Source organism: Planctobacterium sp. AWM4_229 (assembly GCF_056160305.1).
Genome location: NZ_JBSWWX010000002.1, coordinates 58579 through 74398, shown reverse-complemented (window position 1 = coordinate 74398; position 15820 = coordinate 58579). Strand labels below are relative to the sequence as shown.

The window sequence follows — 15820 nt, the reverse complement described above, 5'->3', positions numbered from 1 at the left end:
AGTATTAAAACTGGACTTTTCAGACTATGCATTGCGGGTATTTTGCGCCTATTATAGTCTTGTTTTGGAAAGTTTATGCTCAGGGAAAGATATGGACAACAAGGAAAGTTTACCTCGCAACTGGCTCTTCGGATTTTGCATTGTGATTGCGTTGGGTTGTATATTCAGCGCTGTTTGGACTGCACTTAGAGACGGTGGCAGTCTGATACTTCATCCTGCCTACATCACAGGCATGCTGTTACTATTGGTGAGTCACTGGTTTTCTGCTCGAAAAGCCGTCATCGCAAAATAACTACTGAATTCTATTTAAATTCAGTTGAAGTTTTCCCATCCGTGCCCACTTAATGGGAACGCCGATTTGATGTTTTTGGAGATTTTTTGGAACGCATTTTTGCTGAACTAGATAGTGGCCAATCGGGTCCCCTGGTCATTGTTATCGCTGCCCTGCATGGCAATGAGCATGTGGGGTTTCGGGCAATGGACAGACTGGCGGTAACATTAAAGCACGGAGATTTTATTGGCAAAATCGTCGGCGTAACCGGCAACCTCATTGCTGCTAATCGCAATTCGCGTTTTATCCAGCGAGATTTAAATCGTTTCTTCCTGTCGGACTATCTCAACGAAAGCCATTCTGATGTGCCTGAATGGCATGAAGCCCGACATTTAATCGATCATATCAATGCCTTGATTGAAGAGCATCCGAAGGATCAACCCGTCCATTTGTTAGATATGCACTCCATGTCGGGCCATGGCACGCCTTTTACCTGCTTTCCACATACTCCTGCCAATGAGCGCATCGCTCACTTGTTGCCGTTACCCGCCATTGCTGATTTGGTGGAGATATTACCGGGCACACTTACCGCCTATTACGCCGATAAAGTTACGACTACCATGGTAGTGGAATGTGGGCAGCACGATGCTGAAATTACTCAGGTTGTCGGGGAAAATGCCCTTGCTTGCTTTTTACGGGTTACAGGTTGTCTGGTGAATGAGCTGTGTTACCAGGATGCTGAGCAATTCCTGCGCTTTCATGTAGAAGGTACCGATGAAATCTTTACCCGAGTGAAATACCGTTATCACATTGAACATCAAGGCTTTTTCGACATGCAGCCGGGCTTTCGCAACCTGCAGGCGATAGACAACGGGCAATTGCTCGCTTTGGACAAAGGTGATGAGGTATTGTCGCCATTTGCCGGACGGGTGGTTTTACCCTGTTATCAAAAACAGGGTGATGATGGTTTTTTTATTGCGGTTGATGAGTAGCTCACAGGCTTTATTTATCGTTGTTGAATCCACTGGATGGCGTCTTTAACTGGGCTGTCGGTGACTTGATCTACGAGCACTGAGCCGCCTAATCGTCGTTTGTTTTTGTCTGCCATATACGAAACTGTGAGGGTTAACTGGTTGCCACTTTTTAATGCAAAGACGCGATTAGCGGTTGATTGACCACAGCTGTGTTGACCAAAACTCTTGCTGTTTTCCAGTCCTTGCAAAGCAATTAAGATTGCCTCGCCGGAACTGGCAGTTCGTTTGCTGCTGAGTATGGCGACAGATTTGTTGGTGCTTTTCAGTACGTTGCTACTTGATAGCTGATTCATTATCTGTTGCTTTAAAAAACTACTGTTTTTGTATATACCCCAAGGAATGGCTTCTCCGTCGGGTTTGAAAAAATAACCATGGGTACCATTGCTCAGTAAGACAGATAATCCTGTGAGCATGGGCCACATATTACCGCCGCGATTAGTCTGCAAATCCACAATCCAGCCTTCCAGCTCCGAGCTATCTTGGGCGAGTATTTGTTGGTTTAGCTTTTCTGCAAAATCCTGATTTTCTTGCCATGAACCTGACTGATAACCCGGCACTTTGATGTACCCGATGCTTTTTGGGATTTCAGTTAGTGGCGCTATTTCTTGTTTGCAATTCAGGTTATTCGGGAAAATGAATCTTCGCGGCGTATTCGAGCGATAGAAACTATGATTCGTATTCGCTTGCGCCAATATGTAGTGTATTGCCCGGTACTTCCCTTCGGTGTCATTTTCATTAGTTAACATGGCTCGGGCTGTACCGCTTGTCTCTGGCCAATTAATCGTTTCACGGTTAATAAGGTGTTCTTGCATGATTGCCAGTATTTCATCCAGCTCACTTAGCTCGGAGGAGTTGGCGTAAGGCCACACAAAGAGAAAGCAAAGTAACGCACAGGCGGAAATTCGTTGCAGCACAGCAAAATCCTTTTCAAATTACTGACTGAAAGCGTTTCATTTTATTACCTGTATTGCAAGCACAGGAACTTGCAATACAGGTTTACATTAAGCTTAACGAGCCTGGATGAATTCCCGCACGTCAATTAAAAATTGCGCAAAGCTGGGATGGTGAATGTACATCATATGGCCAGCTTCGTAGTATTTGTAAGTCACGCGTTCTGGATCGATACCGTTGCGTTTCAGTGCATACTCGGCCCCCAGCAGAGGGGTGGCAAAGTCATAGTACCCGGCTGCATTAAACACACGTAAATCTTTATTGCCTCGCATTGCTTTGCCTATATAAGGGGCGACATTGAGATAGGGTTGTCTTCTGCCTTCGCCATTTAACGACCAGTTCCATTCAGTGACACCACCAATAATGGTGTATTCGCGGTCTGGATTGAACTGCAATCCCTCTCTGACCCAGTGATTAAGTGCAGCAGTATAGCTGCCGTCGATGCCATAAAACGAAGGGTCTGTTTCAGGATATTCTCCAACATCGTCGTATTCTTCGCCTTTGAATCGACTGTCAAGGCGGCCAAGTGCCACGCCTTCTTCACGCAAGAGTTCTTTGTTGAAGCGTTGAAAGTGAACCCGCAAGTTCGCTCGTTCAAGGTAGGTTTCGCTTAAACCTGTGAAATGTGCCAGTTTACGCTTGATTGCATCGCGTTCTTCGCCCTGCAACGCGGGACCTAGCAATAAAGCCGGTGCGTACTCTCGCAGTGCAAACTGCCGAGCTGCCTCTACCCACTCTTCTAATGATAATTCTGTATTTATTTGTTTGTGATACCAGGCTGTAGCGGCCATTGTGGGAAGCTGCACCATATAAGGCATTTCATTACCTTGGTCATAGGTATCAATAGTAAAGTCTAAAATGGTGGAAATCAGTAAAATGCCGTTAATTGAGACATCATCCCAGCGGCCTTCAAGTTCTTCTATCAGTGCTGCCGAGCGGGTTGTACCATAACTTTCACCACCGATGAATTTGGGACTGTTCCAGCGACCATTTTCTCTCAGCCAGATTCGGATAAATTGGGCGATGGACTTTGCGTCTTCCTTTACCCCCCAGTAGTCTTTGTTCTTACCTTCGCCCACTACACGACTAAAGCCTGTGCCAACGGGGTCAATAAAGACTAAGTCTGTAACATCCAGCACTGTATCGGGGTTGTCCAGCAGACTAAAAGGCGCGGCTCCATCGTCTTCTGCGTCACTTGGGATGACGATCTTTTTGGGACCAAATACGCCCATGTGCAACCACACTGATGCCGACCCCGGACCACCGTTAAAAATAAATGAAACGGGACGAGTCGCACTGTCTTTCACATCATCCTTTATATAACTCATAGAGAAGATGTGAGCAGTCACATCGCCGTCTTTGTTCTTCAGCGGGGTTTCGCCTGCTTTTGCAGTAAAAGACATGCGCTGGCCGTTAAAAATGCCCTTGTGCTGAGTGATGGACATGACGGGCTCGGGAATTGGCTTGGGCTCGCTTTCACTAGAAAAAGCACTTGTCGCATAGCAAGCTGCCAGCAATAAAACTGCACGCAAACAGAGAGGACTCCGTCTCATATTATTATACCTTTTGTGGAGTTGGTGACAGCAGGAGTATAATCGTTAAAACGTTTAATACCCAATCACGTGACTAAAATGCTTGATAGTATGTTGCTTCCAGGCGTTCCAGTCGTGCACTGAATCCTTACCCCAGATATCGCATTCTACTTTGAGCCCTTTATGCTGCATAATTTCGCCCAACTTTACGGTTTCTTCAAGGCAACCGTCTTCATAGGCTCCCTGACCACAGGTGAGGATAAATTCGCATTGTCCACGCACCTGTTCCAGTATTTCACCGTCCATATTGGACAGATACGCAATGGGATTGTTGAAATAGATATCCTGGTTATTGAAACCATGAGTGAAACTGGAAACTTCGTAGCGGCCACTCATGCCGAAACAGGTGCTGAAAATATGAGGATATTTCAGGGTGTGATTAACGGCGTAATAGGCCCCCATGCTGACCCCAGTGGTTGCAAGCGGGAGCTTGTCCATCCGGCAATCGTGGTAAATCCAGGGCACGATATGATTCACGATAAAGTGCTCATAAGCCTGATGTCCTTTGATAAAATCCGCCGGGTGAGTGTGTTTGCTATTCCAGGTTTGTGAAACGTTGCTCTCCGGGCAATACAGCTTTACTTTGCCGTCATTGATGAGGGGGGAAAGCAGGGCAATCATACCTTCCGCTTCCCATTCATGGGCCATGCCGGAGGCAGAGGGAAACACCAAAACCGGTTGCCCATAATGACCATAGCTCCACATGTAAAATTCACGACCCATAAAATGATTTGGAAATTTGTGAAAGCTCTTTTGCATGGGGGCTCCGACAGTGTTTGCTGAATTTGTCATATCACTATGAATCACAACCGGGGATTGCGCCAGTCTGTCAGGCGCAATACACTGGAATTGATTAAAACAATTCAAAGAAAAGGAAGCCAATATGTTACTCGCGATGTTTGCTATGGTGTTATTAACCTTGGTGGTGGGGTTGATCACACTGTCCAGCCGTTTTAAAAGCGTAAAAGCGGGCGATGTTAAAGCGCGTTATTACAAGTTGATGCAAGGACAGGAGCTGCCTGAATACGTGGCAAAAACCGGACGTAGTTTTAACAATCAATTTGAAGTGCCTACGCTGTTTTACGCCGCTGCGATATTACATATTGTATTGCAGGTAGAGCAGGGTGTGGGTTTGTATCTGGCCTGGACGTTTGTGGCACTGCGTTACTTACACGCCTTTATACACTTAAGCTACAACCATGTACTGCATCGCATGTTGAGCTTTTTTGCGGCCTTTTTTGTGGTGGTAGCCATGTGGATAAACCTGGTAATGGCCACCTTATAGTAAAGCCTTAATCCACTAGCTGTTTGAATTTTGCCACGATGTTTTCCAGTGCGTTCTCCAGTTGTGCGTTCTGGTGAAACAGCGTGGTGGATTTCTCTTGTGCGTCGTTGAGAAGGCTCAATATGCCGTTTTCCTGTTCATCTGTCAGCCCAAGGCCTACGAAGGATTCTTCCACTCCATGAACTAAGTCATCCAGTAAGGCGATGTTTTGCTTCTCAATATCTTGCTGGGTTTGATGAATGTAAGCCAGCGCTTCGTTCGCTTCTGCAATAATAGCGGTCATGGACTCTGAACGTTGCTCCGCCGCTTTAGCTAGCTGAGCCATGGTTTCTACTTTCTCTGTAGCGCCTTCTGAAAGGATCGCCAGATAATCTCTCAATCGACCTGCGCGTTCTTCGTCTTCCACTGGCATATTTTTGATTATGAAACTCACCAGGCCATTGTTAATGAACAGCCTTTGGCCGTGTTCTGAGAGCCGTTCTTGCATCTCAGCAATTCGACCTAATAAGGCCTTTTCAACTGGCGATACCTCGCCAGAAGTACCGTAATAATGCACTTCATCCAGTATCCGGATTTCAAATGATGCCTGAATCGAATAACCATGCAGGCTATTGATAATCAGATCTGCCAATTCCGCTTCAGATTTGGATTTAAAACTGTTGCGTAAAAATTCTAACACCACACTTAATTCGCCGGAGCTGGACATGGCCGTCATGGCTACCATGGAGGCGTTGGCGGCTTCATCTTTGAGGGCCCTTTTCTGACTTTTATTAGCGATTAACTTGTTTACTTTGCTCAGTAATACCTCGGGCATAATCGGCTTCACGATATAGTCGCTACCACCCAGCTCATAGCCCTTCATAATTTCTTCGGTGGAGTCGTTGGAGGAAACAAAGATAATGTCCACTTCGTCATTTTTAGCGATGAGCTGTTCACAGGTTTGATAGCCATCAAGTCCTGGCATATTGACATCCAGCAATACGATATCCGCTTTGATTTTATCCATCATGGCAATAGCTTGCTCCCCGTTTTTTGCGGCAAGCACTTTGAATTGGCCGCTGATGGCGGACATGGTAATTTGTAAATCAGCGGCGGAGTCATCGACAACCAGTACGGTGGCGTTTTTGTTAGTCACTTGGGTACCTCGAGAATAATAGCTAACATGTCAGAACAGCTTTGTTCCATTTCATCATAGTTGAAATTTTGTAAAGCGTTTTGCAAAACCTGAATATGAGGTGACAGTGCCGGATGCATTGGCATACTTTGCAATTGCTTTAAACCTGATTCTACTTCACTCAAGTCTACGTAAATGTGTTGCACAATATTTTCAATACAGGCTTGGGTCTTGTTGGCGTCGAATATTCCTTGCGGCGACCCATCGGCCTGAGGTTTTTCATCGAGATTGAGCCTGTTGCGCAGTGCTTTAATAACTTTGTCTAGTTCGCAAAATAAATCAGTGAGTTTATCACCTTGCTCCTCTAGCCAGGCGTTACTCAACGCTGTGTGTTTCAAACTCTTTTCCAGAGCTGCGCTGTACTCAGCGACTTTCAGGGCACTGATATTGCCGGCGCTGCCTTTAAGCGTGTGCAAGGCTCGCTGTACTGATTCTTGATCAAGGGCCGCTATGGCGTTTTTCAGGGACTCAGCAAAACCTTGGTACTGTTCCACAAACATAGCAAACACTTTGGCAACCAGGTCGTCATTTTGCATTAACCGATCAGTAACGCTTGGCAAGTCAATGCCGTAGAGTGACGCTTCCTCGGAAACTGGCTTACCTTGAGGGAGCGTGTCCGCTTGGTTCACAACTACATCATGAGCAAGGTAGAGCGCCAAAGCTTTGGCAAGTGTGGTTGAGTTAATGGGTTTGGTAAGGTGCTCGTCGGCACCTGCGTCGAAGCTGCGTTTTCGGTCTTCAGCCAGACTATGGGCCGTTAACGCCAAAATGGGTAGGGTAGCATTGGGACGGCCTGATTGGCGGATGGTGCGCATCGCTTCAAGGCCATCCATGATTGGCATCTGAATATCCATCAGTATCAAATGCGGAGCGCCATTGAGAAACGATTCGACGCCTTTTTTTCCGTTTTCAGCAATGATGACTTCCAGGTTCATGGCGTGCAGTAAATCGCTGATCACCTCTTGATTAATGATGTTGTCTTCAACCAGTAAAACGGTTTGTTTGTGAAAGCGTATTTGCGAATCAGTTTGCCCCTTGAACTCCGTTGTGTTTGGCGATGTTAGCGCTTGCTGCAGTATCTCTTCTGAATCTTGAGCAAGAGGTAAGGTGACACTCACTTTCGTTCCATGATTGAGTGTGGACTGCAGTTTAATTGTGCCACCGAACAGATGGCAAATCTTCTGACAAAGGGTTAATCCCAAACCGACACCGCCATGCAGTCGGGTTAAAGATTCATCAGCCTGAGTAAACAGGTTGAAGATGTCTTTTTGTTGTTGCTCACTGATACCTATGCCCTGGTCCGCCACTACAAGCGAGAACCCAGACTTAGAATAACTCAATATCACCTGAATCTCGCCATCCTGCGAGAATTTGATGGCATTGGAAAGCAAATGGGTCAGCAGTTGCTTGATCCGCTGTGGATCGCCCTTTAATAAAGTCGGCAGTTGCTGTATCTGTACCGAGAGTGTTATTCCTTTTGAGTCGATTTCTGACTGGAATTCCTGCTGTACCTGATTGCTTAGTTCGATGGGGCTAAAGGGCACATTCAATAGGGTGACGTTGCCATTGGAAAGTTGGCTAACATCCAACACATTGTTGATGAGTTGCACCAGGTTTTCGCCGCAGTTTTCTGCAGTGTCGGCCATGTACAGCTGTTCTTCAGTAAGCGCTGTTTGCTTGAGCAAATTAAGCGAACCGAGAATGCCGTTCAGCGGCGTTTTAAACTCGTGGCTTATGTTGGTCAGAAATTGGCTTTTTGCTGTGGCCAGTTGCAGAGCCTCCTGCATGGAGCATTGCAGGGCGCGAGTGCGATCCTCAACCAGTGACTCCAGATTTTGTGCTATCGCTTTGAGTTCCTCATTGCTGTTAAACAAAGCCAGACTTTTCTCTTCCAAAAGCTTCTCTGCTTGTTTACGAGCATTTTTCTCTCTAGCAAGACGTAGCTTGAGTTTATTGATTTCAGGATTGTCCGTCATTGGGCGCATTACTGCATAAGGTTATACACCAAAGATAGACGCATTAGTGGGAACTTTACAGTTTCGATAGAAACAAAAAACGCTCCAATTAGGAAGCGTTTTCAAAGGTATAAACTGTCAGCCAGTTATTCGGCGGTGTTTTTGTACACCTTACCGTCTTTCATAACAAAGATGACATTGCCCATGGCATTGATATCTCGTAATGGATCGCCAGAGACAGCGATGATATCCGCTAACTTGCCTGCTTCCAGCGTGCCTAATTGGTCCTCAATGTTAAGCAGCTTAGCCCCGTGGTAGGTGGCACTGCGAATGGCGTCCAGTGCCGGCATTCCCGCCTCAACCAAATAAATAAACTCTTGCCAGTTATCACCGTGGGCGGATACTCCAGAGTCGGTGCCATAGGCGATGTTCACACCTGCCCGGTAGGCATTGCGGAAGGTATTTTGAATTAACGGGCCTATTGCTGCGGCCTTAGGACGCACAACTTCAGGGAAGAAACCGTCTATCTGAGATTTTTCTGCAACCCACTTACCTGCCAGTACCGTGGGCACATAATAGGTGCCGTATTGTTTCATCAGATCCATGGTGGTTTCATCCATATAGGTGCCGTGTTCGATAGAGGAAACTCCTGCTTTGATAGCTCTTTCCATACCTTCTTTGCCATGGGCATGCACGGCTACTGTCATACCATAATCTTTTGCCGTGGCAACGATAGCCTCCAGTTCATCATCCATAAACTGTGGGTTTTGACCATTTTTAGCCAAGCTCAATACACCGCCTGTGGCAGTTATCTTGATGAGATCCGCGCCGTCTTTGTAACGTTGTCGCACTGCTTTGCGTGCGTCGGCTACACCGTTGACAACCCCATCTCTTGGACCCGGGTCGCCCATTAATTGCTTGTTGTGACCATTGCTTGGGTCAGCATGACCGCCTGTTGTGGCGATACTTTTGGCCGCTGTATAAATGCGCGGGCCGACGATATCGCCAGCATTAATGGCACGTTTTAAGGCAACCGTTTCATTGTAGCGGTCACCCAGGTTACGCACTGTTGTGAATCCCGTCATTAATGTTACTTCCGCGTATTTGACGCTTTTCAGTGCATAATCGGCTTCATTTTTCGTAAATCGTTCTACATAGCTGCCCGGTCCATGTTGTGATGAGATATGGACGTGCATATCCATCAGTCCGGGCATCACGGTGGCGTCTTTAAGATCAATCAGCGTGTCTTCGAAGTCTGGTGTGGAATAACCGCTTTCAATACGCACAATTTTATTGCCGTCTATGACAATCGTGGAGCGAAATAATATTTCATCGGAATCCGCCGGAATGATCTTTCCGGCGTGAATAAAAGTCAGTGCCTGGGATTGGCCACAGATCAGGGCGAGAACAAGTGCAATCAGTTTATGCCAAATAGGATTTTTCAAACCAAATCTCCGAATATTAAAGCGTTACCGTATGTAAATAGTTTTGCGTTTTAAACGCGCTATTTGCCAGATAAGTAGCACCAGGAACAGCACTAATATCACTAAAAAGGTCTTGTGTAGAAGCGGATCGTCAAAGCTTTTTACCAATGGATCTGAAAGAGGGAAGCGGGTTAGCACCTCTGTTGCCGCCGGAATGAGATGAAAAAGTAACGTGCTGCTCATGGCAACTAGCTGAAAGTATGGGGTCAGCGTGCCGAAAATCTTGAACAGTGACAGCAGTATCGCCACAAATAGCGCAGCTAACGTTAGGGCTGCCAGACCGTGGGCGATGTTAAATCCCCCGTGATTAAAAATAAAAAACGAGGTGCCTGCGGTAATAGCTGTAGCCAGCATATACAACTTGCCCAAGGGATGGCTGATAGCGATTTTTTGAAACTTGATAATCAGCCAGGCTGCTGCAATAAGTGCAAAAAGCCCAAAAAGAGTATGGAAAATACCCACCACAGATAACGACACTACACACTCCCGAAATTGGCACCAGGGGGTCACATCTGATTGCCGGAATTGATTCCAGCCGAAACGGTATCAATAGCGAGCAAATAAAGCAAATTCGGCGACAACACAATTACTGCCCCTGCGTTTATTTCGTTCTTGATATGCAATCCAGATAATATTCGGACAGGTTATCTATCGGGATTTTGCTGAGAAATTTCTCAAATCCCGCTTTGGCCGTCCCCAAATCATCGTTAAAATAGGCGACAACGGCACTGTCTACTTGCTGCAAGGCAGCAATGTGTTGTTCGGTAAATGCTTCTTTGTAACCAAGCAGATTGTAAACTCGCTCCGGTTGGGGATTATCCGCATCGCCTTCGGTGGGTAAGAGCCCAGCCAGGCGAAACATAAATTCATCACCAGCTCTGACTTTAGTTGCTTCAGTTACCAGAATTTGCGTGCCTAATTGCTTGTTCATTTGCTCAAGCTGTTCAGCAATGTTGAGCGATTCTCCAATGATGGTAAAAGACCGATTTTGTCTGGTACCCACGTTACCCACCACAATTTCTCCGGTGGCAATACCGATGCGGATATTGATATCCGGTAAACCTTTTCGAACGCCCACCAAATCCGGTAGATTAAGCCGCAAGTGATTTAACTGGTCTAATTGTTTCAGCGCACCGCGACAGGCAAGACGCGCAATACTGGAGGGCTCAGTAAAAGGCGGGCTCCAGAAGGCAACAATGGCGTCGCCAATGTATTTATCCACGACCCCATCGATTTGTAAAATCGCATTGCCAGCCAGGTTGTAGTATTCATTGATCACGGCTACCAATGACTCGGGTGACAGGGTTTCACTGAGTTTACTGAAATTGGCAATATCCGAAAATAAGACGCTGGCTTGCTGCCTGGTGCCTTTGAGATACTGAGGGTATTCGGTGAGAAGCTTGACTACACGAGGGTCCAGGTATTCTTGCATTGAGGCGCGTAATGTTTCTTTTTTATCCACATCGCACATTAGCTGATTGAAGGAGTGGGTCAACTCACTGATTTCATCGTGACTGCTGATTGCTATCTGGTGCCGATAGTTCTCTGCCAGCAAGGCATCGGTACCAGAAACTAGTGCTTTCAGTGGCTTAACTACCCGCCTGGAAATGAGCGCAGCCAATACAATACCGCAAATCGTTGCGATGATACTGAGCAGCAAATTAAAGTACAGTAGTGCGGTGTCTTGCGCCTGAATTTTGCTGACGCTGGTTTCGGTAATAGTCACTAGTTCGTGTAATAATCTATCGATACGATTGTTGAATATGGTTTCAAGGCGGTCCAGGCGTTCATCCAGAAGTCGACTTTCTTCTAATTCATTTTGTTGAATTGCCTTGACCAGGGATTCATATAAGGTGGCAAACTCCCGGTGGTCCTCTGCCAGCATTCGAAGTTCGGGAGATAATCTGGCCAAGGTAATTATGTCTTCTTTTATTTGCGCCTCTGTTGTGGCCCCCTCTGACAATAAACGAGTTTCCTTAATTTGGGTTTGAATGAGCGCGGCCAGTTGTTGGATTTCTTCCTGCTGTTGCTCAATGGCAACCGTGTTTTCAGGTTTTTCCTGAATCAGGCGCAGCATTCGCTCAAATGCAATTTCTTGTTCCAGTACATGGGCGTAAATCAGGGTGACTTGTTTGTTGATGGGCGAAATGAACTCAGCTACGTCCTTTACTTCTTCCTTGATGAAGGTCATTCGCAAATAGTTGCCCGTGGCAACTACCATCAACAGTGACAGCATAAGCAGGCAGATACCGTAGATTTTGGCGCTGAGCGGGATGTAAATGCGGTTGATCATTTTTGCTCAATCTCCCAATGGATAAGGTTCTCCCCATGGCCTGCTTGCAATGAAAGCTGGTGGCACAGTTGGATAAACTTAACTGTTACCGAATCTTCCGGTGTTTCCTTTAAAAATTGTTCAAAGCTGTGTAATGCAGCCGTGTAATCCCGTTTTTCGAACTTGCCAAACGCCTCATTATAAGTTGCCAGGGCACTAAGCTGGCTTTGCGACAGGTCTTTTTGATAGCCCAAAAGGTGCCAGGTTTTAATGGGCTCCTCTTTGCCGGGTACTTTCACCCAGCCCAAGGGGCGCACAACAAATTTATCGGATAGGGGTTGCACGATTTCGTCGCTCAAAACAGCATTGATGGCAAAAAAGCGCGCTACGCCTTTAAGCCGGCTGGCGGCATTGACTTCATCACCGATGACAGTAAAAGCGCGCGCCCCAGAAGGTCCCATATTGGCCACCACTAAATCACCAGAAGCCAGGCCCGCTCTGAATTCAAGTTCGTCATGAGTAAGTATTTTGGACTCGGATTGCGCCAGAAAGCGCTTAAACTGACGGACGCCCTCAATCTGGGCCAATAACATGTGGCAAGCGTGATCAGATTGCTGCTGTTGCTCGGAGAATGGATGGGTCCAAAAGCTGAGTATTTCGGTTAAGGTAAAATTGAGTATTCCCCGGTACTCACTGCTGGCCGACAATTGAATTTCCAGGTAACGATTGATCAGCATTACTAATTGCTCTGGGTTCAGGGCTCCGGAGCGCAACGTCAATCCTTCCAGGTTTGATAGAATTACCGTGACCCTTTGACGTTCGCCATCCAGATTGACGGCGACGACATTAGATTCCAGTTGGGATATCAGTCGCGGATCCAGGTATTGGCCAAACATATCTTTAAACTGTTCTGAACGGCGCAATGTGGTCATGGCCAGGTTAAAGCGTGACGTTAGCAGTGCTACTTCATCGTTGCTTTGCGCAATGACGTCTTTGTAGTCCTTTGCCTCCAGCGCACGGCACACCTGCTCATTGAGTTCTCGTACGGGGTGGCTCAGTTTGCGGGACAAGACGCCAGCATAAATCAGGCCCACCAAAATGGCGATAACACTAAGCACCAGGTTCTGCCACAAGATAGCTTCTTGATGGCGTTCAGCTTGTCGTGCCGTGGTAATTGTGAAGTTCTGTAAATGGCTCAATACATTCTCGGCATCCCGGTTTAATTCGTTTTCGGCTGTGGCCAGCTTGAGTTCCACTTGTTTGATATTGGTGAGCGTTTCGTCGTCCAGATGTTGGATAAGGTAGATTGCGCGTTCGTGGTATTGATGGTTTTCTTCTCGTACTCTGATAACACCCTTTATCGACGTGCTGTTTAAGGTATCCGTTAACCACTCAGGTATGGCAAGCAGTGCTTGTTTTAATTGTTGCTCAGCCGCTAATAGACTTTGATTGGCCCGTTGAAAATGCTTTTCCAATTCTTCTCGCTCGTGAGCAACACTGTTATTGCTGGTCTGTGGAGAGTGATAAAGCTTGAGTAGGCGTTCAACGTGTACTTCTTGTTCCAGCATGTTAATGGTGGCTTCGTCGATAAGCCGAACAATGGGAAGAATGTGCTCTGCAAGGTATTTGACTTCGGTATTAATGGTGCGAATTTTCAGGTGGGTACTGACAGCAATGAGCAGCAAAAGCAATAATACGCTCACCGAAATGGCGAATATTTTGGTGGTGATGCCTACGGTAGCTTTCATAGCATGTCCCTGATTGATATTGCTTCATGCTATATGGTTTTTACCGTCGATGCACTGCTAACTTATTGGTTTTAAAGGTATCCCAAAGCAACAGGGTAAGTACCGCTGAAAACTTGCAGTATATCTGTGCTTTTTCCATCGATATTGTGTTTACTTTCGACACCGAATTCTACCAACTGGTAATAGACATTTTGATGAAATCGCGCCCAAAGGTTTCTGCGCACGAGAACGTAAGGCAGCCAGGTTTGCTGTTCTTGATTGAATCTGAGTTCTACGGGATTGTCGGGACTGGCAACCAGTTTATCGCCCAAGGAGGTTTGTAAAACCAAGAAGTCTTTTTCCCTATGCCATTCGGTTATTACAAAAGGCACGTCTTCAACTTGAATACCGACTTTTTCTACGGGGGTTACCAAAAAATAGTTGGCTTGCTCCCGCTTAAGCACCGAAGCAAACAGTTTCACCAAGGGTAAACGGCCGATGGGAGAGCCCATGTAAAACCACTGACCATTTTGCTTAATTGCCAGGTCAATATCACCGCAAAATGCCGGATCCCACTTGTCTACAGGAGGGTTTTCTCCCTCCTTGTGCAGGCTGTTTTGCAGTGCAGCAAGGTCCATATAGCAGCGACCTTATTGCTCCAGCAGCGCTTTAATTTCTCGCAATTTGGCCTTGAGCACTCGCATGTTCTCAGGACCGGTGCGCAACAGCTGTTTCTGTGGTGAACTCAAATCTTCGATTTGGTCGATGCGATATTTGTACATTACACTGTCGGTGTAGACTTCAACCGGTACTGGTATTTCAGGTGTATCAAGCAGGTGGTCAATAGCATCCACAAGGCGGTAATCAAAATCGTCATCCGGATTGCCGATTTCGGCAAAGATCTCATTAATAGTGGGCTTGTACACTTCATACAAGTTCAACAAATCTTTTGCTTCGATACTATCAAAGGCATTCACATAGCCGCTGTAGCGCTGGTAACTGGAGGAATCAATCCATTCTTTACCGGCCTGGCGATACACCCTGAAGCTGTTTTCAGGTGCGCGCAACAAGTGGTGATTTGTGGCAAGTTCTTCATTGGCCAGATTCTCGGTAAATACCACAAAGCGACGTAACAGGTCTTCGTCCACCAAAAAGCGGGCTACGGTGGGCATTTCTGCAAGACCTACGATGGCTGTCTTGACTGCGGCATCACTGATATCTATGGGTTCTGGCTCCGGCTCAGGAGTTGGCTCTGGCATAGGCACGGGATCGGGTGGTAATACTTCTTCTGGCTCGGGAGTTGGCTCTGGCAAAGTAACCGGCTCTGGGTCGGGCTCTGTGACAATAGGTAGTTCTACAGGCTGAGCAGGCACTGGCTCTTCTTCGGATCCCGAGAAAACCAAATAAACGACCAATAATAAGATAATAACACCTGCGGCTATTGCCACATGAACCATAGGGGATTTCGACACATTTTGAGAAGAGTCGCTGTCTGTCATAACGGTACCGGTTTCCTGTTTTGTTGCGTCAAACGGAGCAATAGGTCATTACCTATAAAAATAATGCAAACCGCCTGATTTTGCACGGAAAAACTCTATTGCCATAGCTCAGAAGTTTGGTCTGGCAATGAGTTTTTCAAGCTAAATCATGACATTAGTAAAATTAATTTAAACTGAACTTATTTTCAGTGGGATAAACCAAAGCGTCAGCAGTTTCGTAAGCACATATAGCAAATAATAGTAACTGGTACGGTGAACATGCAGCTGGAACAACTTCTGAACAGTACAGCACCGATTGAAAGGCTAAGGGTTTTATCTTTCGAGATGAATATCTACCTGGTGGAAATCCAACAGTGGAATTTTAGCGGGCTGATAAGAGCCTCAGACGGGCGCCCACAGCGCTTTAACAGCGTAGCGCAAATCAAAGAAATGTTTTGCGAATGCGAGGTTCAATACGCTGAACTGGTGCACGAGTCACCTTATGATGAAATGATTGGCAACCCACCCAGGGCCACCAATCAAATGGTACTGCCGCTGCCGTTTACACAGAATAAAGCATAGCCAGTATAGGTTTTG

General features: G+C 46.4%; 15 protein-coding genes. 4 read left to right on the top strand and 11 right to left on the bottom strand.

The features are described from left to right. The first annotated feature begins 91 nt into the window (after positions 1–91). Complete coding sequence (locus ACXAGP_RS03625; protein WP_475259582.1) at positions 92–292, top strand: hypothetical protein; 201 nt, start codon at positions 92–94, stop codon at positions 290–292. Between the two features lie 86 nt (positions 293–378). Further along, the gene (locus ACXAGP_RS03620) at positions 379–1263 is read left to right on the top strand and encodes a succinylglutamate desuccinylase/aspartoacylase family protein (RefSeq protein WP_475259581.1); all 885 of its coding nucleotides are present in this window, start codon (positions 379–381) and stop codon (positions 1261–1263) included. A gap of 14 nt (positions 1264–1277) precedes the next feature. On the opposite strand, the gene ACXAGP_RS03615 is transcribed toward ACXAGP_RS03620, so the two are convergent. The 3 genes from ACXAGP_RS03615 to ACXAGP_RS03605 all read right to left on the bottom strand — a co-directional run bounded on the left by ACXAGP_RS03615 (position 1278) and on the right by ACXAGP_RS03605 (position 4607). Continuing rightward, positions 1278–2219, bottom strand: a complete 942-nt coding sequence (locus ACXAGP_RS03615; RefSeq protein ID WP_475259580.1) for a S41 family peptidase — start codon at positions 2217–2219, stop codon at positions 1278–1280. A 93-nt stretch (positions 2220–2312) separates the two neighbouring features. After that, positions 2313–3788, bottom strand: a complete 1476-nt coding sequence (locus ACXAGP_RS03610) for a S10 family peptidase (protein ID WP_475259579.1) — start codon at positions 3786–3788, stop codon at positions 2313–2315. Positions 3789–3863: 75 nt separating this feature from the next. Beyond that, positions 3864–4607, bottom strand: a complete 744-nt coding sequence (locus ACXAGP_RS03605) for an alpha/beta hydrolase-fold protein (RefSeq protein WP_475259577.1) — start codon at positions 4605–4607, stop codon at positions 3864–3866. A gap of 124 nt (positions 4608–4731) precedes the next feature. On the opposite strand from ACXAGP_RS03605, the gene ACXAGP_RS03600 reads away from it, so the two are divergent. After that, entirely contained in the window at positions 4732–5133 is a 402-nt protein-coding gene (locus tag ACXAGP_RS03600) for an MAPEG family protein (protein ID WP_475259576.1), read from the top strand. A 7-nt stretch (positions 5134–5140) separates the two neighbouring features. On the opposite strand, the gene ACXAGP_RS03595 is transcribed toward ACXAGP_RS03600, so the two are convergent. The 8 genes from ACXAGP_RS03595 to ACXAGP_RS03560 form a co-directional block, all read right to left on the bottom strand. Continuing rightward, positions 5141–6268, bottom strand: coding sequence for a response regulator (locus ACXAGP_RS03595; protein ID WP_475259575.1), 1128 nt, complete (start codon positions 6266–6268; stop codon positions 5141–5143). Continuing rightward, positions 6265–8283 carry an ATP-binding protein gene (locus ACXAGP_RS03590; RefSeq protein WP_475259574.1) on the bottom strand — a complete coding sequence of 673 codons (2019 nt, stop codon included), beginning with the start codon at positions 8281–8283 and terminating at the stop codon, positions 6265–6267. Before ACXAGP_RS03590 ends, ACXAGP_RS03595 begins: the two co-directional genes overlap by 4 nt. Positions 8284–8408: 125 nt before the next feature. Beyond that, positions 8409–9695, bottom strand: a complete 1287-nt coding sequence (locus tag ACXAGP_RS03585; protein ID WP_475260242.1) for a metal-dependent hydrolase family protein — start codon at positions 9693–9695, stop codon at positions 8409–8411. 36 nt (positions 9696–9731) lie between these two features. After that, positions 9732–10223 carry a hypothetical protein gene (locus ACXAGP_RS03580; RefSeq protein WP_475259573.1) on the bottom strand — a complete coding sequence of 164 codons (492 nt, stop codon included), beginning with the start codon at positions 10221–10223 and terminating at the stop codon, positions 9732–9734. 124 nt (positions 10224–10347) lie between these two features. Continuing rightward, positions 10348–12039, bottom strand: coding sequence for an adenylate/guanylate cyclase domain-containing protein (locus tag ACXAGP_RS03575; RefSeq protein ID WP_475259571.1), 1692 nt, complete (start codon positions 12037–12039; stop codon positions 10348–10350). Continuing rightward, positions 12036–13766, bottom strand: coding sequence for an adenylate/guanylate cyclase domain-containing protein (locus ACXAGP_RS03570; RefSeq protein ID WP_475259570.1), 1731 nt, complete (start codon positions 13764–13766; stop codon positions 12036–12038). Before ACXAGP_RS03570 ends, ACXAGP_RS03575 begins: the two co-directional genes overlap by 4 nt. A 71-nt stretch (positions 13767–13837) precedes the next feature. Then, positions 13838–14383 (bottom strand): DUF1285 domain-containing protein, encoded by a 546-nt coding sequence (locus tag ACXAGP_RS03565; protein ID WP_475259569.1) that lies wholly within the window; start codon positions 14381–14383, stop codon positions 13838–13840. Positions 14384–14395: 12 nt separating this feature from the next. Then, positions 14396–15244, bottom strand: a complete 849-nt coding sequence (locus ACXAGP_RS03560; protein WP_475259568.1) for a DUF3014 domain-containing protein — start codon at positions 15242–15244, stop codon at positions 14396–14398. A gap of 258 nt (positions 15245–15502) precedes the next feature. Here ACXAGP_RS03560 and ACXAGP_RS03555 point away from each other — a divergent pair, with 258 nt between their 5' ends. Beyond that, positions 15503–15805 (top strand): DUF6482 family protein, encoded by a 303-nt coding sequence (locus ACXAGP_RS03555; RefSeq protein WP_475259567.1) that lies wholly within the window; start codon positions 15503–15505, stop codon positions 15803–15805. Positions 15806–15820: the final 15 nt, after the last annotated feature.

Bases quoted from the DNA above. Each gene is read 5' to 3' on its own strand.
- ACXAGP_RS03625 (WP_475259582.1), top strand. From the start codon at position 92: ATGGACAACAAGGAAAGTTTACCTCGCAACTGGCTCTTCGGATTTTGC.
- ACXAGP_RS03605 (WP_475259577.1), bottom strand. From the start codon at position 4,607: ATGCAAAAGAGCTTTCACAAATTTCCAAATCATTTTATGGGTCGTGAA.
- ACXAGP_RS03600 (WP_475259576.1), top strand. From the start codon at position 4,732: ATGTTACTCGCGATGTTTGCTATGGTGTTATTAACCTTGGTGGTGGGG.
- ACXAGP_RS03590 (WP_475259574.1), bottom strand. From the start codon at position 8,283: ATGACGGACAATCCTGAAATCAATAAACTCAAGCTACGTCTTGCTAGA.
- ACXAGP_RS03575 (WP_475259571.1), bottom strand. From the start codon at position 12,039: ATGATCAACCGCATTTACATCCCGCTCAGCGCCAAAATCTACGGTATC.
- ACXAGP_RS03570 (WP_475259570.1), bottom strand. From the start codon at position 13,766: ATGAAAGCTACCGTAGGCATCACCACCAAAATATTCGCCATTTCGGTG.
- ACXAGP_RS03565 (WP_475259569.1), bottom strand. From the start codon at position 14,383: ATGGACCTTGCTGCACTGCAAAACAGCCTGCACAAGGAGGGAGAAAAC.
- ACXAGP_RS03560 (WP_475259568.1), bottom strand. From the start codon at position 15,244: ATGACAGACAGCGACTCTTCTCAAAATGTGTCGAAATCCCCTATGGTT.
- ACXAGP_RS03555 (WP_475259567.1), top strand. From the start codon at position 15,503: ATGCAGCTGGAACAACTTCTGAACAGTACAGCACCGATTGAAAGGCTA.